23 protein-coding genes and 1 tRNA gene are annotated in these 21594 nt (G+C 60.6%); 10 read left to right on the top strand and 14 right to left on the bottom strand.

Features of this window, described 5'->3' with window-relative positions; translation table 11 throughout:
- Positions 1-170 precede the first annotated feature (170 nt).
- From AADA15_RS02360 to AADA15_RS02350, 3 genes are all read left to right on the top strand, one after another.
- A complete protein-coding gene (locus tag AADA15_RS02360; protein ID WP_341639935.1) occupies positions 171-1172 on the top strand; it encodes a DctP family TRAP transporter solute-binding subunit in 1002 nt (333 codons plus the stop codon).
- A gap of 115 nt (positions 1173-1287) precedes the next feature.
- A complete protein-coding gene (locus AADA15_RS02355; protein ID WP_341639934.1) occupies positions 1288-1968 on the top strand; it encodes a TRAP transporter small permease in 681 nt (226 codons plus the stop codon).
- A complete protein-coding gene (locus AADA15_RS02350) occupies positions 1968-3386 on the top strand; it encodes a TRAP transporter large permease (protein ID WP_341639933.1) in 1419 nt (472 codons plus the stop codon). The genes AADA15_RS02355 and AADA15_RS02350 overlap by 1 nt, the downstream gene beginning before the upstream one ends.
- Positions 3387-3519: 133 nt before the next feature.
- On the opposite strand, the gene tpiA is transcribed toward AADA15_RS02350, so the two are convergent.
- From tpiA to AADA15_RS02330, 4 genes are all read right to left on the bottom strand, one after another.
- Positions 3520-4272, bottom strand: a complete 753-nt coding sequence (tpiA, locus tag AADA15_RS02345) for a triose-phosphate isomerase (protein WP_341639932.1) — start codon at positions 4270-4272, stop codon at positions 3520-3522.
- Positions 4273-4413: 141 nt separating this feature from the next.
- Positions 4414-4773, bottom strand: coding sequence for a HesB/IscA family protein (locus AADA15_RS02340; RefSeq protein ID WP_341639931.1), 360 nt, complete (start codon positions 4771-4773; stop codon positions 4414-4416).
- Between the two features lie 111 nt (positions 4774-4884).
- Positions 4885-6126 (bottom strand): glycerophosphodiester phosphodiesterase family protein, encoded by a 1242-nt coding sequence (locus AADA15_RS02335; protein WP_437343161.1) that lies wholly within the window; start codon positions 6124-6126, stop codon positions 4885-4887.
- 103 nt (positions 6127-6229) lie between these two features.
- On the bottom strand, positions 6230-6592 hold the full coding sequence (locus AADA15_RS02330; RefSeq protein WP_192966985.1) for an SUF system Fe-S cluster assembly protein: 363 nt from the start codon (positions 6590-6592) through the stop codon (positions 6230-6232).
- Positions 6593-6879: 287 nt separating this feature from the next.
- Here AADA15_RS02330 and AADA15_RS02325 point away from each other — a divergent pair, with 287 nt between their 5' ends.
- Entirely contained in the window at positions 6880-7632 is a 753-nt protein-coding gene (locus AADA15_RS02325; RefSeq protein WP_341639930.1) for a hypothetical protein, read from the top strand.
- Between the two features lie 57 nt (positions 7633-7689).
- Here the strand turns inward: AADA15_RS02325 and AADA15_RS02320 are convergent, their stop codons facing one another.
- The 3 genes from AADA15_RS02320 to rimK form a co-directional block, all read right to left on the bottom strand.
- Positions 7690-7971, bottom strand: coding sequence for an NfeD family protein (locus AADA15_RS02320; RefSeq protein ID WP_341639929.1), 282 nt, complete (start codon positions 7969-7971; stop codon positions 7690-7692).
- The gene (locus AADA15_RS02315) at positions 7971-8861 is read right to left on the bottom strand and encodes an SPFH domain-containing protein (protein WP_341639928.1); all 891 of its coding nucleotides are present in this window, start codon (positions 8859-8861) and stop codon (positions 7971-7973) included. The genes AADA15_RS02320 and AADA15_RS02315 overlap by 1 nt, the downstream gene beginning before the upstream one ends.
- An 80-nt stretch (positions 8862-8941) precedes the next feature.
- The gene (gene rimK, locus AADA15_RS02310) at positions 8942-10351 is read right to left on the bottom strand and encodes a 30S ribosomal protein S6--L-glutamate ligase (protein WP_341639927.1); all 1410 of its coding nucleotides are present in this window, start codon (positions 10349-10351) and stop codon (positions 8942-8944) included.
- 69 nt (positions 10352-10420) lie between these two features.
- On the opposite strand from rimK, the gene tgt reads away from it, so the two are divergent.
- The 3 genes from tgt to AADA15_RS02295 all read left to right on the top strand — a co-directional run bounded on the left by tgt (position 10421) and on the right by AADA15_RS02295 (position 12793).
- Entirely contained in the window at positions 10421-11551 is a 1131-nt protein-coding gene (gene tgt / locus AADA15_RS02305) for a tRNA guanosine(34) transglycosylase Tgt (protein WP_341639926.1), read from the top strand.
- A 145-nt stretch (positions 11552-11696) separates the two neighbouring features.
- A complete protein-coding gene (locus AADA15_RS02300; RefSeq protein WP_341639925.1) occupies positions 11697-12350 on the top strand; it encodes a hypothetical protein in 654 nt (217 codons plus the stop codon).
- Positions 12338-12793 (top strand): hypothetical protein, encoded by a 456-nt coding sequence (locus AADA15_RS02295; protein WP_341639924.1) that lies wholly within the window; start codon positions 12338-12340, stop codon positions 12791-12793. The genes AADA15_RS02300 and AADA15_RS02295 overlap by 13 nt, the downstream gene beginning before the upstream one ends.
- Positions 12794-12888: 95 nt before the next feature.
- Here the strand turns inward: AADA15_RS02295 and AADA15_RS02290 are convergent, their stop codons facing one another.
- The gene (locus AADA15_RS02290; protein WP_341639923.1) at positions 12889-13857 is read right to left on the bottom strand and encodes a class I SAM-dependent methyltransferase; all 969 of its coding nucleotides are present in this window, start codon (positions 13855-13857) and stop codon (positions 12889-12891) included.
- A 621-nt stretch (positions 13858-14478) separates the two neighbouring features.
- Between AADA15_RS02290 and lon the strand changes: the two genes are divergently transcribed.
- On the top strand, positions 14479-16890 hold the full coding sequence (gene lon, locus AADA15_RS02285; protein ID WP_341639922.1) for an endopeptidase La: 2412 nt from the start codon (positions 14479-14481) through the stop codon (positions 16888-16890).
- 69 nt (positions 16891-16959) lie between these two features.
- On the opposite strand, the gene AADA15_RS02280 is transcribed toward lon, so the two are convergent.
- From AADA15_RS02280 to AADA15_RS02265, 4 genes are all read right to left on the bottom strand, one after another.
- Positions 16960-17499, bottom strand: a complete 540-nt coding sequence (locus tag AADA15_RS02280; protein ID WP_341639921.1) for a GNAT family N-acetyltransferase — start codon at positions 17497-17499, stop codon at positions 16960-16962.
- A 17-nt stretch (positions 17500-17516) separates the two neighbouring features.
- Entirely contained in the window at positions 17517-17747 is a 231-nt protein-coding gene (locus AADA15_RS02275; protein WP_341639920.1) for a YjhX family toxin, read from the bottom strand.
- Between the two features lie 288 nt (positions 17748-18035).
- The gene (locus AADA15_RS02270) at positions 18036-18293 is read right to left on the bottom strand and encodes a hypothetical protein (protein WP_341639919.1); all 258 of its coding nucleotides are present in this window, start codon (positions 18291-18293) and stop codon (positions 18036-18038) included.
- 226 nt (positions 18294-18519) lie between these two features.
- Entirely contained in the window at positions 18520-19572 is a 1053-nt protein-coding gene (locus AADA15_RS02265) for a Glu/Leu/Phe/Val family dehydrogenase (RefSeq protein WP_341639918.1), read from the bottom strand.
- A gap of 163 nt (positions 19573-19735) precedes the next feature.
- Between AADA15_RS02265 and AADA15_RS02260 the strand changes: the two genes are divergently transcribed.
- Both AADA15_RS02260 and AADA15_RS02255 read left to right on the top strand, forming a co-directional pair.
- Entirely contained in the window at positions 19736-20191 is a 456-nt protein-coding gene (locus AADA15_RS02260) for an Lrp/AsnC family transcriptional regulator (RefSeq protein ID WP_341639917.1), read from the top strand.
- A gap of 128 nt (positions 20192-20319) precedes the next feature.
- Positions 20320-20394: transfer RNA gene (locus AADA15_RS02255), tRNA-Val, on the top strand.
- A gap of 116 nt (positions 20395-20510) precedes the next feature.
- Here AADA15_RS02255 and AADA15_RS02250 read toward each other — a convergent pair.
- Both AADA15_RS02250 and AADA15_RS19285 read right to left on the bottom strand, forming a co-directional pair.
- Positions 20511-21134 (bottom strand): thermonuclease family protein, encoded by a 624-nt coding sequence (locus tag AADA15_RS02250; RefSeq protein WP_341639916.1) that lies wholly within the window; start codon positions 21132-21134, stop codon positions 20511-20513.
- 118 nt (positions 21135-21252) lie between these two features.
- Positions 21253-21528 carry a DUF6455 family protein gene (locus AADA15_RS19285; RefSeq protein ID WP_437343160.1) on the bottom strand — a complete coding sequence of 92 codons (276 nt, stop codon included), beginning with the start codon at positions 21526-21528 and terminating at the stop codon, positions 21253-21255.
- Between the last annotated feature and the right edge of the window lie 66 nt (positions 21529-21594).

Genomic DNA, 21594 nt, shown 5'->3' with positions numbered 1-21594 from the left:
CTGTGAGCGCCCGGCATCTGTATGAAAAATTTGTGAAAATTCAGAAATACGGTGATTCCCGAATCAAGTCTTGAGAGGGGTAGGTCGATTCGTGATCCTTTCGGCGGGGCCTTGGCGCAGGACGCCAGGGCTGTGGAGATACAATTGGAATGGAACCTGGGAGGATTACCATGAAATTCCTGACTGCGACCGCCGCCGCTCTGGCGATGACCGTATCCGCTGGCGCCGTGCAGGCGGCTTGTGACGATGGCGAAATCGTCGTCAAGTTCAGCCATGTGACCAACACTGACAAGCACCCCAAGGGGATTGCGGCCAGCCTCTTGGAAAAGCGCATCAACGAAGAGATGAACGGCACCATGTGCCTGGAGGTCTATCCGAACTCCACGCTCTACAATGACAACAAGGTGCTCGAGGCAATGCTGCAGGGTGATGTGCAGCTGGCGGCCCCCTCGCTGTCGAAGTTCGAAAAATTCACCAAGCAGTTCCGTCTGTTCGATCTGCCCTTCATGTTCAAGAACATCGATGCAGTGGACGCTTTCCAGGCCTCGCCCGACGGGCAGGCCATGCTCGACTCCATGCAGCGCCGCGGCCTGCAGGGGCTCGCCTACTGGCACAACGGCATGAAGCAGATGTCGGCGAACAAGCCGCTGGTCGCACCGACCGATGCCAATGGTCTGAAGTTCCGCGTGCAGTCCTCTGACGTGCTGGTCGCCCAGATGGAAGCCATCGGTGGCAGCCCGCAGAAAATGGCCTTCTCCGAGGTCTACGGCGCGCTGCAGCAGGGTGTTGTGGACGGTCAGGAAAACACCTGGTCCAACATCTACGGCAAGAAGTTCTTTGAAGTGCAGGACGGTATCACCGAAACCAACCACGGCATCATCGACTATCTGGTGGTGACTTCGGTTGACTGGCTGGACAGCCTCGAGCCCGAAGTGCGCGATCAGTTCCTGACCATCCTGTCCGAGGTGACAGAGGCGCGGAACTCGGAATCCACCAAGGTGAACAACGAAGCCAAAGAGGCGATCATCGCCGCAGGCGGCACCGTGCGCCAGCTGACCGCCGAGCAGCGTCAGGCCTGGGTCGACACCATGAAGCCGGTCTGGGCACAGTTCTCCGGCGATGTCGGCCAGGACAAGATCGACGCCGCACAGGCCATCAACGCGGGCTTCTGATAGCCCCACCCCGGAGCGCGCCGCCCGAAGGGGCAGGGATGCGCTCTGTTTCGCAGGCGGCGTGGGGATCCGCCGCCTGCACCTTTTTCATAACAACAGCATGGGGGACACTGGCATGTCGGGGGCAAGAACCGGCCCAGCCGGGTTTATCAATTCGCTCGAAGAAACGCTGATCGCGCTCCTGCTCGGGCTAATGACAGTTATCACCTTCGCCAATGTGGTGGCGCGTTTCGTCTTCAACTCCAACATTCTCTGGGCGCTGGAGCTGACGGTGTTCCTTTTTGCCTGGCTGGTGCTTCTGGGGGCCTCTTATGCGGTGAAAACCCATGCGCATCTGGGCGTTGATGCCATTGTCAACACGCTGGCCGCACCTGCGCGCCGGGTGCTGGGGCTGATCGCCGTCGGCGCCTGCCTGGTGTTTTCGCTGCTGCTGCTCAAGGGCGCCTATGACTACTGGGCAGTGTTTGCGGATCTGCCGCCCACCTCGGGGCGCTGGTTCCCGACAGGCTTTGACATGAAGGCCCGCAGCCAAAGCTTTTATGAGGTGCAGGATGTGCCGATGATCGGCCTCTTCGCCTTCCTTGAGGACCTCATCAACTACGGCGATTCATACGAGAAACTGCCAAAAGTCGTACCCTATCTGATCCTGCCCCTGTCGATGCTCTTGCTGGTGATCCGGTTCGTTCAGGCCGCGCTGCGGATCTGGCACGGTGAAGCGGACCGACTGGTGGCCAGCCACGAGGTCGAAGACGAGATGGACGAGGCCCGCGCCCGCGCCACCGAGGGAGAAAACTGATGGAAGTGGTTCTGCTCTTTGCCATGGTCGTCGGCCTGATGCTGATCGGGGTGCCGATTGCGGTGTCCCTCGGCCTCAGCTCGACCCTGTTTCTGCTGATCTACTCGGACAGCTCGCTCGCCTCTGTCGCGGGCACCCTGTTCGAAGCCTTCGAGGGCCATTTCACCCTGCTGGCGATCCCCTTCTTCATCCTGGCATCGACCTTCATGTCGACCGGAGGCGTTGCGCAGCGGATCATCCGCTTTTCCATCGCTTGCGTGGGACATTTTCAGGGCGGTCTGGCCATCGCGGGCGTCTTTGCCTGCATGATGTTCGCGGCCCTGTCCGGATCGTCGCCTGCCACCGTTGTGGCCATCGGATCCATCGTGATCGCGGCGATGCGCCAGGCGGGCTATACCAAGGAATTCGCCGCAGGCGTCATCTGTAACGCCGGTACACTGGGCATCCTGATCCCGCCGTCCATCGTGATGGTGGTCTATGCGGCCTCGGTGGATGTGTCGGTGGGGCGGATGTTCCTTGCGGGTATCATTCCGGGCCTTCTGGCAGGCCTCATGCTGATGGTGACGATCTATGTCATCGCCCGCATCAAGAACATGCCCAAGGGACAATGGGCCGGCTGGGGCGAGGTTGGTGCGTCGTTCCGCGAAGCCTTCTGGGGGTTGTTCCTGATCGTGATCATCATGGTCGGCATCTATGGCTACCCGTGGTATTCCGCAGAACAGGGCCTCTACAAGGAATCCGCTATCTTCACCCCGACCGAGGCGGCAGCCGTGGCATCGGTCTATGCCTTCTTTGTTGCGACCTTTGTTTACCGTGACATGGGGCCGCTGGCCGGAACCGAGACGCGTCCGCGCCGCTCGGTACTGCAAGCCCCGCTGGCGCTGCTCTCTGTCTGGGTGCACAAGGACACCAAGAAGGCGCTGTTTGATGCGGGCAAGCTGACCGTCACGCTGATGTTCGTGATTGCCAATGCGCTGATCCTGAAACATGTGCTGACGGATGAACAGGTGCCCCAGCACATCGCCAACGCGATGCTGTCTGCCGGCTTTGGTCCGGTGATGTTCCTGATCGTCGTGAACGTGATCCTGCTGATCGGCGGTCAGTTCATGGAGCCCTCGGGCCTCTTGGTGATCGTCGCGCCGCTGGTCTTCCCGATCGCGATCGAGCTGGGCATCGACCCCATTCACCTTGGTATCATCATGGTGGTCAACATGGAGATCGGCATGATCACACCGCCGGTCGGTCTGAACCTCTTCGTCACATCCGGCGTTGCTGGCATGCCGATGATGGGCGTGGTGCGGGCGGCGCTGCCCTTCCTGGCCGTGCTCTTCGTCTTCCTGATCATGGTGACCTACATTCCGGCGCTCAGCACGATGATCCCCAATGCGCTGATGGGGCCGGAGATCATAACCAACTAGAGTTTGACCAGTGTTCTGGTATGAGTGAAGGCGCTCCGGGCAACCGGGGCGCCTTTTTTGTCGACCAGTTGCCAAAGAAATGCCCGGCGCATAGGGCCGGGCGGTGTCATGTTCTGGGTCTCTGGCCGGTGTCTCAGGCGTTTTGCAGCGCCGCGATAATGGGCGAGAAATCCGCCGCCGTCAGACTGGCGCCGCCCACAAGCGCGCCGTCCACGTTCGATACGGCAAAGATTTCTGCCGCATTGCCGGGTTTGACCGAGCCACCATAGAGCAGGCGAATGCTGTCTGCGGTTTCAGTCCCAAACCGCGCGGCCAGCTCGGCGCGCAGGAAATCATGGACCTCGGCGATCTGTTCAAGCGTCGGGACCTTGCCGGTGCCGATGGCCCAGACGGGTTCATAGGCCAGGACCAGCGTTTTGCCGGTGACGCCACCGGGCAGGGAGCCGTTCAATTGGCGGCCCACCACCGCCAGGGTTTCACCCGCTTCACGCTCTTTCAGGGTTTCACCAAGGCAGACCACGGCGATCAGGCCCGCAGCGATGGCCGCTTCGGTCTTGGCGCGCACAAGGGCGTCGGTTTCCCCGTGATCGGCACGGCGTTCGGAATGGCCCAGGATCACCGCAGTTGCGCCTGCATCCACCAGCATTTGGGCCGACAGATCCCCGGTATGCGCGCCCGAGGCTGCGGCGTGGCAGTCCTGCCCGCCAATCTGCAGGGCCGTGTCCGAGGTCACCTGCGCCGCGCGGGACAACAAGGTTGCGGGCGGGCAGATCAGGATATCGGTGCCCTCGGGGGCGGGGTGGTGTTCTGCAAGGGTCTCCAGCTCGGCCAGAGAGGCCCCGGTTCCGTTCATCTTCCAGTTTCCCGCCGCCAGTTTCTGCCGCATCTGTCGCTTCCCTGCTGTTGCTTTTGCGACGTGGTATCACTGCGCGTCAAAGGGGGCAATTGTGCAAGGTGCCGCTGGGTCGGCGGGTATGGAAAAGGGCGGCCATGGCCGCCCCGCAAACAAGATCAGTGAGGCGGATCGTCAGGCGCCGGGCATGTCCTTGAAGCTGATCGACTCGCCGCAGCCGCAGGCTTCGGACACATTGGGATTGTTGAACTTGAATCCGCTTTCCAGAAGCGTGGTTTCATAGTCGATCTCGGTGCCAAACAGGAACATCTGCGCCATGGGTGCGATCATCACGCGGGCGCCGTCCTGTTCCACGACCTCGTCGTTGGGATCGGCGTCCTCCACGTATTCCATGGTGTATTCCATGCCAGCGCAGCCGCCCTTTTTCACGCCGATGCGCAGGCCCGCATGGCCCGCCGACTGCATCAGTTTCGAAATCTGCGCCGCCGCCTTGGGGGTGATGGTCACGGCCTGTTTGCCGGGAATGCCGAACATGAGTGTCTCCAGTTTCGCGCGTTGCCCTTAATTTAGGGCCGCGCGGGCGCAGGCTCAAGAGGCTGGGCGCGAAAGGGGCGCACAGGTTGCTGTGCATCCCCGAAAGCCACCCTAAAGGCCCATGCAATTGGCATAGTAGGTCACCGTTGCGGGCCAGTCGGAAAACACCCCCACAACACCGACATCCTGCGCCAGCACGTCCAGCACCTGATAGTAGGCCGAGGCATCCGAGATTGCCGGTTTCACCGAGCGGAAGTACCATCCGCCTCCACTGTTCAGCGGGCCGGAGCGTTCCATCGACCAGGTGATGATCTTGAGGCCAGCCTCTTGCGCCTTGATGGCATAGGGGGAGGGGACGATCTTGCCATCCTCAAGGGTCAGCAGCATCCAGATCGGCGGCGCGATGTAGTTGACGCCCATGTCCGACAGCTCTTGCATCGTTGGTTTGAAGGTGCCCGGATCCATGGGATCGACCTTGCCCTCGTCCGCGTCCTCCTGCGCGTAGCGATCATCAAGGTAGACCGCCTGCGTGCCGAACTCCGGTTCGTGTTCGATCCAGTAGAGGATATCGCTCAGGTCAAAGCTTTGCAGCCAGACATCCGATGCGGGCACGCCCGCTGCCTTGTATTCATCGACCAGCTTCTGCGCGTAATCCGCCTGGGTGAAGTCGTTGAAGGGCATCTTGACCGCCGGGGCCTTCAGTTCGGGGGTGAACTTGGCGCCAAGGGAACGAAACAGCGTAATGGACTCCGCATGGGTCAAGCTGCGCGCGCCCTCCACATAGAGGGTGCTGCGCCAGGGCGCGGTGCCGCCCTGATAGGCTTCGGGCGTCGTGGCAGTCTTGTCGCGGCTGTCCATCTTGGGGTTGAGGCTGCGGAACTCCTCCAGCGTGATCTCCGAGGTGCGGCACTCGGCCGTGGCATCGGTGCTGCCGGTGGCGGGCGTAAAGGGCGTGATGCAGGTCGCTGCCAGACCGGTGGTCAGGATATTGGTCGTGGTGTGCAGATCGTTCTGGGCATGGCGGCAGACCAGTTCCAGATCCTTGGTGAAGGTGACATCGCACTCCAGGATCCCGGCGCCCATCTGCGCGGCGGCCACGTTGCTTTCGACAGTATGCTCAGGGAACAAGAGCGGCGCGCCGCGGTGGCCGATGGAAAAATCCGTGCGCTTTGGGGTTTGTGCGGCACAGGATTGGAGTTTCTCCTTCAGCGTGCCCTCAGGCAGCTTATCGATCAGATAGGCCGGGCGCGGCCCGTAGGTGAGGCCGGTGTCACCGGCGTGGACGGGCACGTCGGCAAGCGACAGAACAAGGCCGGGCAGGGCCAGAGCGGTCAGGGCAAATGAAAGGCGCAAAAGGGATCTCCTGAAAAACGGGTCTTGAAATGAAAATCGCGGCGCCGGGTAACACCCGCGCCGCGATCCTGTGAAACATTTGTAATGATGCGCGGCAGGCGCCTTACATGAAGCCCAGTTCCAGACGCGCCTCGTCCGACATCATCTCCATGCCCCAGGGCGGCTCCCAGGTGAGTTCGACATCGACGGATTTCACACCCGGCACGGGCGAGATGGCATCGACGATCCAGCCTGGCATCTCACCGGCAACGGGGCAGCCCGGCGCGGTCAGGGTCATGATGATCTTGACGTCGTTCTCATCGTTGATGTCGATGGTGTAGATCAGGCCCAGTTCATAGATGTTGACCGGGATTTCAGGGTCATAGACGCTACGGCATGCGTCGGCCACCGCATCGTAGAGCGGATGGGAAACGGAAGACGGCGCGATCAGCGGCGCCCCTTCAAGAGGTTCGGAAGCGTTTGTCATGTCGGTCCCTGACTGGTTATCCGACGATTTATATAGGGAACAGGGCAGGCGCCGTCCAGTGACTGTCGCGCTATCAACTGATTCAGCCGATGCCGCGCAGGGAGCAAACCAAGGACTGTGCGTGCCGACCGGTATGACGCAATCTGCATGACCCAGCCTGTTGCCAGAGGTGATTTGCCGACGGGCAGGCCTCTGCTATGGTCATGCCAAGCGGGGCTGTGATGGTTCTGCCAAACAGGGACAGGAAACAAGAACGTAGTCAGTTACAGGCGGAGGTCGGATACAAGATGAAACACAGGATAGGCATTCTGTCACTCGGCTGTTCAGCGCTGATGAGCGTCGCTCCGGCGGCTTACGCGGCCGAGCGCTGGGAGTTCACCCTTGCGCCGTATCTGCTGGCTCCGCTCATAGATGGAGAGACCACGCTTGGACGGGCAGGTGGAGACCTGTCTGTTAAGCCAGCCGATATCCTGCGCAATCTTGAAGGCGGGGGGATGGTCCATCTCGAGGGGCGGCATGACAGCGGTGTCGGCTTTGCCCTGGATTACGCCTTCATGAAGCTTGGCAAGGGCGCGCAAAGCCCTGTGGGGCAGATTGATGCCGGGATTGAACAGTCCATTCTCGAACTCTATGGCACCTATCGTCTGTCTGAGGGCGCCAGCCGTACCGACATCTACGCCGGGGTCCGGCATTGGGATATCGATGTGGATCTCAATGTTCTGGCTGGGCCGGCAGCAGGCCGCATTCTCCGTGGCGGAGAGTGGAGCGACCCGGTCATCGGTCTGAGATGGCAGAAACCGGTCGCCACGGATGTCCGTTTCATCTTTCAGGGAGATATCGGCGGCTTTGGCCTCGGGTCAGATTTTACATGGAGCGCCATGGGAGGGCTTGCTTTTGATCGATGGGAAAACACCTCTGCCTTCGTGATGTATCGTGCGCTGGGAGTCGACTATCAGTCCGGCACGCAGGGCACGGAGTCCTTCTTCGCCTATGACACCGTCACCCATGGGCTTCAGGTCGGGATCGGCTTTCACTTCTGACGGGGGCCTTGCAGGCGGGCTGTTCCGGCGCGCGTCAACGCCGACCCCATTGTCAGACTAGTCGTTGATATCCGTCTCAAAGGTCTTCACCTGGCCGCGGGGCAGGGCAAAGGCGCGGCGCAGGACAAGCCATGCAACGAGGGAAATGAGAGCAAAGAGAAAGATCAGCGCGGGCAGGCCGAAGGTGGCGCCGCCCACTGCCAGCAGGAGCACCCCGACCCCCAGCGTGCCGATGGCAAAGCCCAGGAAAACAAACCCCGGCGCCAGCACCTCGAGAATCCCCAGCACCAGCGCGGCGGCGCACCAGACCCACCACAGCGCCCAGAACGGGGCCGCCATCACTTGTTCCCCTTCAGCATCTTGAAGGCATCGCCAAAGGCTTCAAGCGCCTGTGCAGGCACCAGGATGGTCTGCTTGCCGGTGCCCGCGCCAAGGGTGTTGAGCGCCTCCACCTGTTTCAGGGCCACCTGATACTGCGCCGCCTCGATACCGTTCTGGGCAATCGCCTTGGCCACGACTTCGGTTGCGTAGGCCTCCGCCTCGGCCTCGATCCGGCGGGCCTTGGCGGTCTGTTCCGCGGCGTACAGTTCGGCATCGGCGGCCAGTTCCACGGCGCGTTTCTTGCCTTCGGCCTCGGTCACCTGGGCACGGCGGGCGCGTTCGGCATTCAGCTGCTGCAGCATGGCATCGCGGGTCGCCTGATCGAGGTTCACATCCAGGATTTCGGCGCGGGTCACCTCGATGCCCCAGTCATCCACCGCGCTTTCGACGCTTTTCTGGATCTGGGCAATCAGCTGCGAGCGGTTGGACTGCACCTCATCGAGGTCCATCTTGCCAATCTCGGCGCGCACGATACCCGCCACGGTGGTGGCGATGGCGCCATCCACGTCGCGGATGCGGTAGACGGTCTTTTCCGGCTCAAGGATGCGGTAGAAGACCGAAGTGTCGATCTGAACCAGAACGTTGTCCTTGGTGATCGCGTCCTGCGTGGCATTGGGCAGTTGGCGTTCCAGGATCGACACCTTGTGGCGCACCACATCCAGGAAGGGGATGATGAAGTTGATGCCCGGCCCCAGCACCGATTGCAGGCGGCCAAAGCGTTCGACCACGAATTTCTCGGACTGCGGCACGATGCGCACGCCCTTGAGGATCACGACGATCAGGAAGACCGCCCCGAGGATATAAAGAAGGCTGTCTGAAAGAAGGGAGATGATCTGATCTTCGCTCATGGGGTGAATTCCTGAATTAAATCTATTCCCAAGATCGGGATTGGACGGGGCGGGGTCAAGCCCCACTCCCAAAGGCCCGGTCAGCCGCGAGCGGCGCCCTGCCTGCGCATCCTTACGGGGGCGGGACGCACGTTGGTTTCGATCTCGTCGTGGATCAACCCGGCAATGTTCTTTTTGGAGGTGCGCTCGATCCCTTCCAGACCGGGCGAAGAGTTTACCTCCAGCACCTTGGGGCCGGTTTCCGAGCGCAACAGGTCAACCCCGGCCACATTGAGGCCAAAGGCCCTGGCTGCCCTTACGGCGGTGGCGCGCTCTTCCTTGGTGATGCGCACGGATACCGCGCTGCCGCCCAGGTGGAGGTTCGAGCGGAAATCGCCCTCCGCGCCTGATCGTTTCATCGCTGCGACAACCTTGGAGCCCACGACGAGGCAGCGGATGTCTTCGCCGTTGGCCTCTTTTACGAACTGCTGCACAAGAAAGTTGGCCTTGAGGCCGCGAAAGGCGGTGATCACGGATTCGGCGGCCTTCTTGGTTTCGGCCAGCACCACGCCCTTGCCCTGGGTGCTTTCGAGCAGTTTGACGATCAGAGGCGCACCACCGACGATGTCGATCAGGTTCTTGGTGTCCTTGGGGGATGCGGCAAAGGCGGTGGCGGGCATGCCGATCTTCTGGCGCGCCAGCACCTGATGAGCGTGCAGCTTGTCGCGGCTGGCGGTGATCCCTTCGCTGCCATTGACGCAAAAGGTGCCAAGGGTTTCGAACTGGCGCAGAACCGCCGTGCCATACTGGGTGATCGAGGCGCCGATGCGCGGGATCACCGCATCATAGCGGGGCAGGCGCTTGCCGTCGTAATGCACCTCGGGCGCGAGGGCGTTGATGTCCATGTAACAACGGGTCGTGTCGATCACCTCGACCGTGTGGCCGCGTTTTTCGCCCTCTTCCACCAGGCGGCGGGTGGAGTAATTGTCTTCGCGGCTGAGGACCGCAATGCGCAGAACCCGCTTGGGGGCGGCTTTTCGGATGCTCTTTGAGGCATAGACGGAATAATCCAGTTCTGGCTGGCAGAACCGTTCGGCCGGGGCGACGGCGACGTTCTCTCCCAGCGCCTGACGGCCCAGCAGCATATGCAGCGCCATGCCGCTGCGGTCGGTCAGCGTGACCTCGATCGGCCAGCTTTGCCCCGCGACGACCAGATCGGTGGAGATCACATAGCGCATCTCGCTTTCGCCATTCGAGGATGTCACCTCGCGCCGGTCCACGATATTGGCAGAGCAGGGAATCGCGAGGTTTTCGCCGGGAATGGGGTGGACGGTAAACCGCACCTTGGGCGCGGAAGCCGGGCCGAACGTCTCGATGTCGGTCGCATGCAGGGCCGAGGTGCGCGCGCCGGTATCCACCTTGGCCTTCATTGCGGGCAGGCCCAGATCAGGCAGGCTCACCCACTCCTCCCATCCGAGGGTCAGTTTTGCTGCTTGCTCATCAGTGGACATGCGCGTGGCTCCTTGGCATTAGGGGAATCTTATGGTCGTCAGATGACAGAACTAACGCAGGAAGTCGAAATGTCAGAGCTTTTCAAGTTTGAACTGAAGGCAACGGACGGAAAAGCGCGCACTGGTGTGATCCAGACACCGCGCGGCGACATTCGCACGCCGGCCTTCATGCCGGTTGGGACCGCCGCAACCGTGAAGGCGATGATGCCCGAAAGCGTGCGGGCCACCGGCGCGGACATCCTGCTCGGGAACACATATCATCTGATGCTGCGCCCCACGGCTGAACGGATCGACCGTCTGGGGGGCCTGCACAAGTTCATGAACTGGCACCGCCCGATCCTGACCGACAGCGGCGGGTTCCAGGTGATGTCGCTGGCGGGGCTGCGCAAGCTGACGGAAAAAGGCGTCACCTTCAAAAGCCATATCGACGGCTCCAAGCACGAGCTGACGCCGGAGCGCTCGATGGAGATCCAGCGGCTTCTGGGCAGCGATATCGTGATGTGCTTTGACGAATGTCCCGCCTTGCCTGCGGATCGTGATCGCATCGCGGAAAGCATGCGCCTGTCGATGCGCTGGGCGGAGCGGTCCAAGGAAGCCTTCGGGGATCGCCCCGGTCACGCCCTGTTCGGGATCATGCAGGGTGGGCTGGAGCAGGACCTGCGCGAGGAAAGCGCCGAGGCGCTGAAAAACATCGGCTTTGACGGCTATGCGGTGGGCGGCCTTGCGGTGGGCGAGGGGCAGGAGGCGATGTTCGGTTGTCTGGACTACGCGCCGGACATGCTGCCGCAGGACAAGCCGCGCTACCTGATGGGCGTGGGCAAGCCCGACGATATCGTCGGCGCGGTTGCGCGCGGCATCGACATGATGGACTGCGTGCTGCCGTCGCGGTCGGGGCGCACGGGGCAGGTCTTTACGCGCCGGGGCGTGGTCAACATCAAGAACGCCCGCCATGCCGATGATCCGCGCCCCTTGGATGAGGAATGCAGCTGCCCGGCCTGCTCGAATTACTCCCGCGCCTATCTGCACCATGTCTTCCGCGCCAACGAGATGATCTCGGGCATGCTGCTGACCTGGCACAACCTGCATTACTTCCAGGAGATCATGGCAGGCATGCGCGAGGCCATCGCCGCAGGCACCTTTGACGCCTGGCAGGCCGCGTTCCATGCCCAGCGGGAAGAGGGCGATATCGAGCCGTTGTGACGGCTTTGCGAGGGGCCTAGGTGTTGGGCTGCTTGACATTGGTCCAGCAGTGGCGTGGAGAGCCACAACTTGAGGGAGATCTTCAGGATACTGGATTGATATGTTGAGATTTTCAAAGACGTTTGCGGCATGTGCGATTGGCCTTATGAGCCTGTCGGCCTGCATGGATGGCAGCGGGTCTACGCCCCGGCCTGCCTTCCAATTGAGTCTGCAGGATGTTTCCGGACTGCGGCTCTATCAGCGCGGGGGGCACCGCTCATTCTACGCAGGCGGTCTGACACCTGACACGGTCTCTGCCTCTGTGATTTTTCACAACCGCGGCCCCGGTGGGCACGATGGTGTCAAGGGGAACACCGCCTATTTTCGGGTTTTTGTAGATACCTACGAGAGTGACCACCGCGGCTCTGACCGACTGCCGGACAGCGTGCTGTCGGGGTATTCCAAGCCCGAGCTGATCGCGCTCCATGAAGATTTGACGGCGCGCCGAACCTCCAAACCTGTGCTCGAGCTGGCCAAGACGGCCGCGCGCGCGACGATTTGCACAGGCGGAACGGTTGCATTGGACGATCGCCCGATCCGGGAGGGCGTGCCTTTGACGCCATCGCAGCAGGCTCAAGTTCACGCAACGCTCGGAGGGGAAACGGAGCGTGTTTTGGATATGACGGCAGAGGATTTTGAACGGCTTGGAATTGGTTTTGTGCTCAACCGTAAAACCGTGCCAGTTCCCAATTATTACTACAAGACGCATGCCTATAGCGGGACCACATCTGCGAGGATCAGGTTGAAATGCGTCTTCTAGGCCCCTTTATTGCGGCAGCGCTGCTGGCAGGCTGTGAGACGGCACCAGTCGCGACATCCCCCGCCGTGGCTGCGCAAAGCACGGCGGCAGCGCCGACCTTCCCGTCGGCAGGTTCAACCTTTCTCCAGTGGGACAAGGGGCACGGCTATCAGGTTGCCTTCTACGGCGACGGGGATATCTGGCTTTGGTATCCGGGAAACACGGTGGCTTTGCGCGGCGAATGGATGCAGGAGTACGCAGCGGGTCAATACTACCTGTGCTTCACCTATCCGCGCAGCTCATACAACCCTGTGACCGGTGTTCCTGGCGGGCAGAAACAGTGCCAGCCACAGGCCATTCTCGCAGGTGCGCTGAAGGGGGCAATCGCCGGAGACGCGTTCGGTTTGGCCACCGGAAAAGTGCCGTATGTCCTGCGCAGGAACCAGCGGCCAGCGGGGTTCTGATGGCCGAGGCCGGGGCGTTGAACAAAGGCCCCCGGCCCTGCGTCGATCGGTTGTGAATGCCTTTGCGCTCGGCAGCCGCAATGGGCAGAAAACCTTCAGTCCCGGCGTCTGCGGCAAACCACGGTCAATGCGCCGCGATCTTCCTTGTAGAAAGGATGATCCGGCGGAACGTAGATCGGGTTCTTTCTGAGCGGGACGCGGTGTTTGCCATAGGTTCGCTGGAGCAGGATTTCGCCCCCGGCCAGCTCAACCGCCAGAGACAGGCCCTGCGGAGTGAAAAACAGGGTATGAGGATCCTGGCGGGCGTTGAGGTGGAGGTATGAATGTCCCCCCTGGGGCACCTCGATCAGCATCACGCCGTCGCGCGTGAGAGAGTTGATCAGAATTGCCAATGTCGCGATCAGCGCCTCCGGAACCAGATGTTCTATCGCATGGGAGGCAATTATGGCGTCGAAACTCGACGGGCGAAGTTCCCCGATGGCCGAAAACCGCTTTGCCTTGATGTGATCGAGGTACTTGATGCTTTTTTCGTCGGGCTCGAAGGCGAATTTTTCTTGCGCGCCGGACAGGAAAAGCCCGTATCCCGGCCCGCTGCCGAAATCCAGCATGCGCGTCACCTGGCTGCCGTGCTGGCGCAGAACGGAAATCTGCCTTTGCGCCCGCCCGAAGTACCGTTGCAGCGCGCGGGACGAGTTGCGGTACTCTTCCGAGAAATAGACCTCGGGCTCGATCTCGCGGTCCTTGCGATTGGACGAGGCGTAGTCCTGTTCGTAATAACCTTGCAGAAGCTCTGCCGATCCCGGAACCTGGCCGCTGCCGCAGTTGGTGCAGTAGAGGACTTCCTGCTCGCTGAACGGTTTCACGTTGGAGGGGTAGTCGCTCTTGAACCTGACCGCATTTAGGCCGCAGACCATGCAGGGGCCGGGGCGATCGAGCACTGTAAATGCCTCGGGTTCGAATTTCGGAGACAGCACAATTCGCTTGGCGACAGTTGCGACATTCTCGGTCTGAGCGACGCTTTTGCCTTTTGCGAGGCTGCCCTTTAGTCGTTTCAAAATGGCCATTTCGTACACTTTTTAGGATCGTCGTGTACACTAATGAAGTGCAATGCGGTCATGTTCAAGTGGCAGGGACGCAAAAAAGAAGAACCGGTAACGAGGCCCGGAAATGAGGGCAGTTAACCAGACGAGACGCGCCATTTTGTGTCCTCTGGTCCGATCTTGAAGCGTTCTCACCGCCCTTTGGTCTGGCTGACAGAGCGGGGAGCGCGGCGGTCTTGCGGTGCTTGCGGAGGGACATCATCGGCGACTGATAGAACTGCTTGAGGGCAAAATGTGTCAGTGCAGCAAAGACTGCTCCCCGCCGCCGGGAGGGGCGCAAGGCAGTCGCGGGTTAACGAATGGGTAACCAAGTTTCACTAAAGTGTTAACCAGCGTTTCAGCAGGTTTTGTGCGCGGCAGACAAAGCCCCGGCCTCTGGATGGTCATGATTTGGTAGCCTTAAGCCCAAAAGTGCCCTTGTGGTCCCCTTCCGCCAAGGGCAAAGTGCGCTCCAAACAATGAGGCATCCGCGCGCAAAAGCGGTTGAAAAGACCCGTGCGCCGACCCAAGTAATAGTTCCAAGAGGAGACGACGACGGCTGCCTATCCTGGGGCCTGGACGTCTTGCCAAAGAAAAGGACCGAGTATGCAAGAGCCACTCAATTCTTCCTATCCTGTGCTGCCGCTGCGTGACATCGTGGTGTTCCCGCACATGATCGTGCCCCTCTTTGTGGGTCGGGAGAAATCGGTACGCGCCCTGGAAGAGGTGATGGCCGATGACAAACAGATTCTGCTGTCCAGCCAGGTTGACCCGTCCGAGGACGATCCGGCCAATGATGGCATCTACCGCGTCGGCGTGCTGGCCAATGTGCTGCAGCTGCTGAAACTGCCCGATGGCACCGTGAAAGTGCTGGTCGAAGGTCAGTCGCGCGTCAAGATCACCGATTTTCTGGAAAACGACAGCTATTTCGAAGCCCGCGCCGAGCGGATCAGCGAAATGCCGGGTGATGTCACCACCACCGAGGCGCTGGTGCGCACCGTGGGCGATGAATTCGAACGCTATGCCAAGGTGCGCAAGAACATCCCCGAAGAGGCGCTGAGCGCCGTTGGGGAAACCACCGAGCCCGCCAAACTGGCAGACCTTGTCGCCGGTCACCTGGGTATCGAGGTGGACCGCAAGCAGGAACTGCTGGAAACGCTTTCGATCAGCGAGCGTCTGGAAAAGGTCTATGGCCTGATGCAGGGGGAAATGTCCGTCCTGCAGGTCGAGAAAAAGATCAAGACCCGCGTCAAATCCCAAATGGAGAAGACCCAGCGCGAGTACTACCTGAATGAGCAGATGAAAGCCATTCAGAAGGAGCTGGGCGATGGCGAGGAAGGTTCGGGCGAAGTCGCCGAACTGGAAGAGAAGATCGCCGAGACCAAACTGTCGAAAGAGGCGCGCGAAAAGGCAGAGGCCGAGCTGAAGAAGCTCAAGAACATGTCGCCCATGTCGGCAGAGGCCACCGTGGTGCGCAACTACCTGGACTGGATGCTGTCGATCCCGTGGGGCACCAAATCCCGCGTGAAGAAAGACCTGAACCGCGCTCAGGAGATCCTCGACAAGGATCACTACGGGCTTGAGAAGGTCAAGGAACGCATCGTCGAATACCTTGCCGTGCAGCAGCGCTCGGCCAAGCTGAAGGGGCCGATCCTCTGCCTCGTCGGCCCTCCGGGCGTGGGTAAGACCAGCCTCGGTAAATCCGTGGCCAAGGCAACGGGTCGCGAGTTCATCCGCATCAGCCTTGGTGGCGTGCGCGACGAGAGCGAGATCCGCGGCCACCGCCGGACCTATATCGGCTCGATGCCGGGCAAGATCATCCAGGCGCTGAAAAAGGCGAAGACCACCAATCCGCTGATCCTCTTGGACGAGATCGACAAGATGGGCCAGGATTTCCGTGGCGACCCCGCATCGGCCATGCTGGAAGTGCTGGATCCGGAACAGAACTCGACCTTTGTCGATCACTACCTCGAGGTGGAATACGACCTCTCGAACGTGATGTTCCTGACCACGTCCAACAGCTACAACATGCCGGGTCCGCTTCTGGACCGCATGGAGATCATTCCGCTGTCGGGCTACACCGAAGACGAAAAGCGCGAAATCGCCAAGCAGCACCTGGTGACCAAGCAGGTCAAGAACCACGGCCTCAAGGCCAAGGAGTTCGAGCTGACCGACGAGGCGCTGACCGACATCATCCGCACCTACACCCGCGAGGCGGGCGTGCGGAACCTGGAGCGCGAAATCGCCAAGGTGGCACGGAAATCGCTGACCAAGATCGTCAAGAAGGAAGCCGAGAGCGTCAAGGTCACCCATGACAACCTCGACGAATTCCTGGGCGTTCCGAAATACCGCTTTGGTCTTGCTGAAAAGGAAGATCAGGTAGGCGTGGTGACGGGCCTTGCCTATACCTCGGTTGGCGGGGAGCTTCTGTCCATCGAGGCGCTGCGCCTGCCGGGCAAGGGTCGGATGAAGACCACCGGCAAGCTGGGCGATGTGATGAAGGAGTCGATCGAGGCTGCCTCCAGCTATGTACGCTCTGTCGCGCCGCAGCTGGGGATCAAGCCGCCGAAGTTCGACAAGTGGGATATCCACGTGCACGTGCCCGAGGGCGCCACGCCCAAGGACGGCCCATCGGCCGGTCTTGCGATGGTGACCTCCATCGTGTCGGTGCTGACCGGGATCCCGGTGCGCAAGGACATCGCGATGACCGGCGAGGTCACCCTGCGCGGCAATGCGCTGGCCATCGGCGGCCTCAAGGAGAAACTGCTTGCGGCGCTGCGCGGCGGCATCAAGACCGTCCTCATCCCCGAGGAAAACGCCAAGGACCTTCCGGACATCCCCGACAACGTGAAGGAAGGTCTGGAGATCATCACGGTCAGCCATGTCTCCGAGGTGCTGAAACACGCGCTGGTCGGCACGCCCGAGCCGATCGAATGGGACGAGGAGGCCGAAGAGGCCGCCGCCGCCCAGGCCGCGCTGGAGGCCAAGACCGCTTCGGCAGCTGCAACCGCGCATTGATCGCGAACATCAGATCATAAAAAAGGCGGTCCAAAGCGGGCCGCCTTTTTTGCATTTTTGCTGCAGGTTTCACCACAAATCGGGTTGGCGAAAAGCCGTAACGCAGCTTGCTGCCCCCCTTAGCGGCTCCAGTGCGGCTGATCGCAGGGATTGCCCGAGCCATCCATGCGGAAAGGACAGGGGCATGGGCGCCGCCGCGTCATCCTCTGTGATTTGGACAAAGCCGACCCGGGAGTAGAAGTTGATGTCGCCATAGGTCAGCACCACATCGGCGCCGTGCTCTTTGAGGTGGTCCAGCCCATGCCGCAGCAGGGCTTGCCCGATGCCCTTGCCCTGTTGATCGGTTGCCACGGCCACCGGCGACAAGAGGAACACCGTGCGATCATCCTCGCCATATTGCATGCGGGTCAGAAGGATGCAGGCGCAGATCTGTCCCTGATCCTGAGCGAAGAAGGCAAACAGATCTTCCTTTGCCGTGGTGGCAAATATCTCTGTCACCAGCTCTGCGATCATCTGGCCTTCTTCGGCCCCTTCGGATTCTGTGAAGGACGACGTGAAAAGCGCGACGATTTCGGCTTTGCGACCCTCAAAGGTGGATGGAAATTCCATGGTCCGCTCCTGTGATCTTATCGTTGATTGAGTTGCGCGCGCACGGCTTTGATGCCGAGGCGCGATGCGCGATAGGGCTGCCCGCCGCGCGACTGGATGAAGCGCCGTTTCCTGAGGCGCTGGAATACGCTGAAGGTGCAGTCCGACAGGACATGACCTTCGCGGGTGTAGCAGGTGATGCTGCCGATCTTACCGTTTTTGCTGCGTTCATGGTGGATTACCCCGCCAAGGGCGAGTTCGTGCAACACGCGTTGCTCGTGCTTTGAAATGTTCAACGGAGGTCTCGATCTTATGAGAGTACAAAACAACAGGCCACTCAGCCAATCGCGTGAGTGTCCTTGGTCTGTTCTGCGTTCCCCTAGCGTGATGCCGGGAACGGGCTTATGCCCGGGTCTCTTTCATAAAATCTCCATAGCATGAGGCCTCCGCCTCACGTCTGATACAGCAGATAGTCGCTCATTGTGGGGATGACAAGTTCCGTGGGCCAAGAACGGGCAGGGGGTGGTATGGAACCGCCCTGTCAACCTGTTGGAGAACTAATGGGCAGAACTACCGGGCGCCGATGCCCGACCTTGTATCGCAAGACTCTTGACGTTCTCGAGCAGTTCGTTGACGGCCACATCGTCCTCTGCGTCAAAGGAATGAACGTCAAACAAGGGGCCGGGGGCCTTAGGCGGATAGATGTACAGTTCGAAATCGCTGTCGAACACCTCGATGTCCATCGGAACCGAACTCCACGACAGGATGGTTGTCGGCCAATACCCGCGTGAAGCATGGTCCGGAAGCAGGTTCATGGTCCTCAGGCGTACGAGCAGGTGTTCGGCGTTGGATAGTGAAGCTTTCGACGGCTGTTGGGTCTCTGGCCAGTTTCGAGGTATATTCTTCCAGATGTCCGTCATCAAGGCTCTCGCAGGTGGTCTAGCCGCATTCATTGTGGCGCAGCATGTGCCAGGAAGGCATGTCCGGTCAACGTGCAGGGCGCCAACCGGACAGTCTGATACCCTTCAGGCCTGTTTGGAGCTATGCTGCCGCAGCCCGTGCCATCCTTTTCCTTACCGACGCGATGGCGACGGCATCGGGGCTGATGTTTTGCTGGCGGGCCTGGTTCAGCACCTCTGCCATGGTCGCATCCAGCGCGCTGAGCTTTTCGGACACATAGGTATCGCGGTCCGTGATCTGTAGGATTTCCGTCGCCACGTTGATGATGCCGCCGCCATTGGCGATGAAATCAGGAGCAAAAAGGATGCCGCGCGCCTGCAGGGCCTGCGCGTCTTCTGATGTGGCCAGCTGGTTGTTCGCGCCGCCTGCCACGATCCCGACCCGCAGCTGCGGGATGGTCTCCGCGTTCAGAATGCCGCCGACGGCGCAGGGGGCAAAGATATCGGCCTGAACGCTGTAGATCTTCGTCGTGGCAACGGGGCGGGCGTCAAACTCGGCTTTTGCCTTCTCGAGGCGGGACGCGTCCACGTCTGTAACGATCAGCTTTGCTCCTGCATCGCGCAAGAGGCGGCACAGGTGCCAGCCGACGTGGCCAAGGCCCTGCACGGCGACCGTGACGCCGCTCAGACCTGCACTGCCCGCCTTGTGGGCGCGGGCGGTGCGGATCGCGTTGAAAATGCCGCGTGCCGTGATAGGCGAGGGGTCGCCGCTTGCAAACTCGCCGGATGCAAGACCGGCCACAAAGGGCGTTTCCTCGGCCAGAATGCCCATGTCGGCCGGGCTCATCCCCATATCCTCGGCCGTGATATAGCGCCCGGTCAGGCTGTGGATCGCGCGGCCAAAGGCGCGCAGCATTTCGGGCGTCTTCTGGGTTGCGGGATCGCCGATGATCACGGCCTTTCCACCGCCCAGCGGCAGGCCCGCCGCGGCGTTTTTGTAGGTCATGCCCTCGCTCAGGCGGCGGACATCCTCCAGCGCCTGCGCCTCGCTTTCATAGGGGCGCATCCGCAGCCCGCCTGCTGCCGGGCCAAGCTGGGTGGAATGGATTGCTATGAACCCGGTCAGCCCGCTTGCGGCGTTTTCAACGCGATAGATGGCTTCATGTGTGGCTGAGGAAATCTGGCTGACAGTCATTCTGGCGGGCTCCTGCTGGGAGGGGGGGAACTGGGAGGGGGGTAAAGAGATTGCCGACCAGCCTAATGCAGAAGAAAAGCGGAGTTTCTCCAAATATCACCCAAGATGCGTTAATTTTTGGAGTTTTCAGCTATAAATTGGTGAGTCAATAGAGGGAATCAACATGGACGCGATGGACCGCAGGATTATCTCTGCATTGCAGCGCAATGGTCGCATCAAACTGTCGGACCTGTCCGAACAGGTTGGATTGTCACCGACGCCCTGCGCCCGCCGCGTTTCCATGCTGGAGGAAGCGGGGGTCATCACCGGCTATTCTGCGCGGGTGGATCAGGCACAGGTGGGGCTTGCGGTCACGATCTTTGTGGCTGTCGAACTGGAACGTCAATCCAAGGATGCCCTGCAAGCCTTTGAAAATGCAGTGAGTAAATTTGATCAGGTGATGGAATGCTACCTGATGACCGGCAGTCGCGATATTCTGCTGCGGGTGGTGGCTCGGGATTTGACCGATTTCGACCGGTTCCTGGAAGAGCAACTGATGCGGGTTCCCGGTATTCGCAACACGCGCTCCAGCTTCACGCTGCGCACGATGATACAGCGGGATGTGCTGCCCACGCGTTAGTGGAAATCGGTTCCGTCCCATTCCGCTTGCCGGAGAGGGCGGTCTCCCAAAAAGGCGGAGCGAAAGGGAAGATTCTTGAAATCTTGCTCTTGCAGCGGTCCATTTCAGGGGGTAATACCCCGTCTCACGGGTGATTAGCTCAGTGGTAGAGCGCTTCGTTCACATCGAAGATGTCAGGAGTTCAAATCTCTTATCACCCACCATTCCCTCTTTGCTGACAGCATGTGGTCAAGGCCGGCGGAGCGCGGCTGAGAAGCGATGGCTTCGCGCCATGACGCAGGCTTTGTCACATCTGCCGTGACTCAGGGGTGGCAGAGATTCAGTTCTGCCCGTCTTCCAGTTCCCACGGCGCGGTATTCTCCGCTTGCCAAATGCCGCGGGAATGGGCCTGCGCATTTGAGGCCTCTGGTAGGTAGCGCCCTTCGTTATGATGCGGCCAAGCCAGGCCTTCTTCGACCAAAAGGGCCCCGACGTCGATGCCATCAGCATCACAGGTCGCCAGATGGCGCCCGTATACGTCCTGTTTCGAACTGTAGCATTCGACGCTTTGCGCGCCCATGACAAGATCGCGCATGCGCTGGCGCGCTTCCGCGCCGCAGTCCCAATAGCTGCCTTGTGCTGTGGTGCAACGCTGAGAGGTTCGCGGAGCATCGATTTCTGCCAGGCGAATATTGTAATCGCCCATGGCCAGCGAGTCTCCGTCGATCACCCTGAAGTCCCGTCCGGCCCCCGATACCAATGGGGTAATCTGTCCGGCGAGTTTCTCAATGCCATGAAGTTGAAGGAAAATCTTGGCGGAAATCGGATCGCCGGGTTGCAGTTCGGCGGAAATCGCTGCGCTTGCAGCGAGCGTAAGCGCGAGGCGGGCAAAGAGGCTTTTGATCTTCATGGGGAAAAATCTCAGTGCGATTGGTGTTGGCGATGGCTTTACGATGCGCTTCAATAGGCAAAATTTGGTTAATGCCCGGTGGCCGCCGCCTTAAAACTTTTGCCGCTTGTGCGTTTTCGCCGTCGCTCTGATGCCGGTTTGCAATGAAAGAGGGTGGCCAGAACTCCTGTGCCTACGGTCTCAGGCGCTCCAGGATGTCGAGGTTGCTGCAAAACGAGGGTGCACCGGACGGGCGGTCTGCCGAGTTCCGCCAGTGCTGGCATTTGAGGGCGCATGTGGAGGAATTGCACCGCTGAACCATTTGTGCGTAGTCCACGGCGGTTATCTTGCCACTTTTCATCGCTGCGCCGAGGTCAACGCCGGCAGCGCGGGCCGCAGAGGATACCAGCCCAATGGATTTGCTGAGGTATCCCGGCGCGGCCTGTCTTTGCTGAGCCTTACTGGACAAGGCGTTCTCCGATTGTTGCTATCGTTTTTGTGCTGCCGCAGATGCTGGGCCTAGTTGGCATGTTGG

The sequence above is a fragment of the Phycobacter sedimenti genome (assembly GCF_038148855.1).
GTDB classification, from domain to species: Bacteria; Pseudomonadota; Alphaproteobacteria; order Rhodobacterales; family Rhodobacteraceae; genus Phycobacter; species Phycobacter sedimenti.
This window is presented reverse-complemented; position numbering and strand designations above follow the sequence as displayed.

Coding starts and splice junctions, on each gene's coding strand:
- AADA15_RS02360 (WP_341639935.1), top strand. CDS start 171: ATGAAATTCCTGACTGCGACCGCCGCCGCTCTGGCGATGACCGTATCC.
- AADA15_RS02355 (WP_341639934.1), top strand. CDS start 1,288: ATGTCGGGGGCAAGAACCGGCCCAGCCGGGTTTATCAATTCGCTCGAA.
- AADA15_RS02350 (WP_341639933.1), top strand. CDS start 1,968: ATGGAAGTGGTTCTGCTCTTTGCCATGGTCGTCGGCCTGATGCTGATC.
- tpiA (WP_341639932.1), bottom strand. CDS start 4,272: ATGCGGCAGAAACTGGCGGCGGGAAACTGGAAGATGAACGGAACCGGG.
- AADA15_RS02340 (WP_341639931.1), bottom strand. CDS start 4,773: ATGTTCGGCATTCCCGGCAAACAGGCCGTGACCATCACCCCCAAGGCG.
- AADA15_RS02330 (WP_192966985.1), bottom strand. CDS start 6,592: ATGACAAACGCTTCCGAACCTCTTGAAGGGGCGCCGCTGATCGCGCCG.
- AADA15_RS02325 (WP_341639930.1), top strand. CDS start 6,880: ATGAAACACAGGATAGGCATTCTGTCACTCGGCTGTTCAGCGCTGATG.
- AADA15_RS02320 (WP_341639929.1), bottom strand. CDS start 7,971: ATGGCGGCCCCGTTCTGGGCGCTGTGGTGGGTCTGGTGCGCCGCCGCG.
- AADA15_RS02315 (WP_341639928.1), bottom strand. CDS start 8,861: ATGAGCGAAGATCAGATCATCTCCCTTCTTTCAGACAGCCTTCTTTAT.
- rimK (WP_341639927.1), bottom strand. CDS start 10,351: ATGTCCACTGATGAGCAAGCAGCAAAACTGACCCTCGGATGGGAGGAG.
- tgt (WP_341639926.1), top strand. CDS start 10,421: ATGTCAGAGCTTTTCAAGTTTGAACTGAAGGCAACGGACGGAAAAGCG.
- AADA15_RS02300 (WP_341639925.1), top strand. CDS start 11,697: ATGAGCCTGTCGGCCTGCATGGATGGCAGCGGGTCTACGCCCCGGCCT.
- AADA15_RS02295 (WP_341639924.1), top strand. CDS start 12,338: ATGCGTCTTCTAGGCCCCTTTATTGCGGCAGCGCTGCTGGCAGGCTGT.
- AADA15_RS02290 (WP_341639923.1), bottom strand. CDS start 13,857: ATGGCCATTTTGAAACGACTAAAGGGCAGCCTCGCAAAAGGCAAAAGC.
- lon (WP_341639922.1), top strand. CDS start 14,479: ATGCAAGAGCCACTCAATTCTTCCTATCCTGTGCTGCCGCTGCGTGAC.
- AADA15_RS02280 (WP_341639921.1), bottom strand. CDS start 17,499: ATGGAATTTCCATCCACCTTTGAGGGTCGCAAAGCCGAAATCGTCGCG.
- AADA15_RS02270 (WP_341639919.1), bottom strand. CDS start 18,293: ATGAACCTGCTTCCGGACCATGCTTCACGCGGGTATTGGCCGACAACC.
- AADA15_RS02265 (WP_341639918.1), bottom strand. CDS start 19,572: ATGACTGTCAGCCAGATTTCCTCAGCCACACATGAAGCCATCTATCGC.
- AADA15_RS02260 (WP_341639917.1), top strand. CDS start 19,736: ATGGACGCGATGGACCGCAGGATTATCTCTGCATTGCAGCGCAATGGT.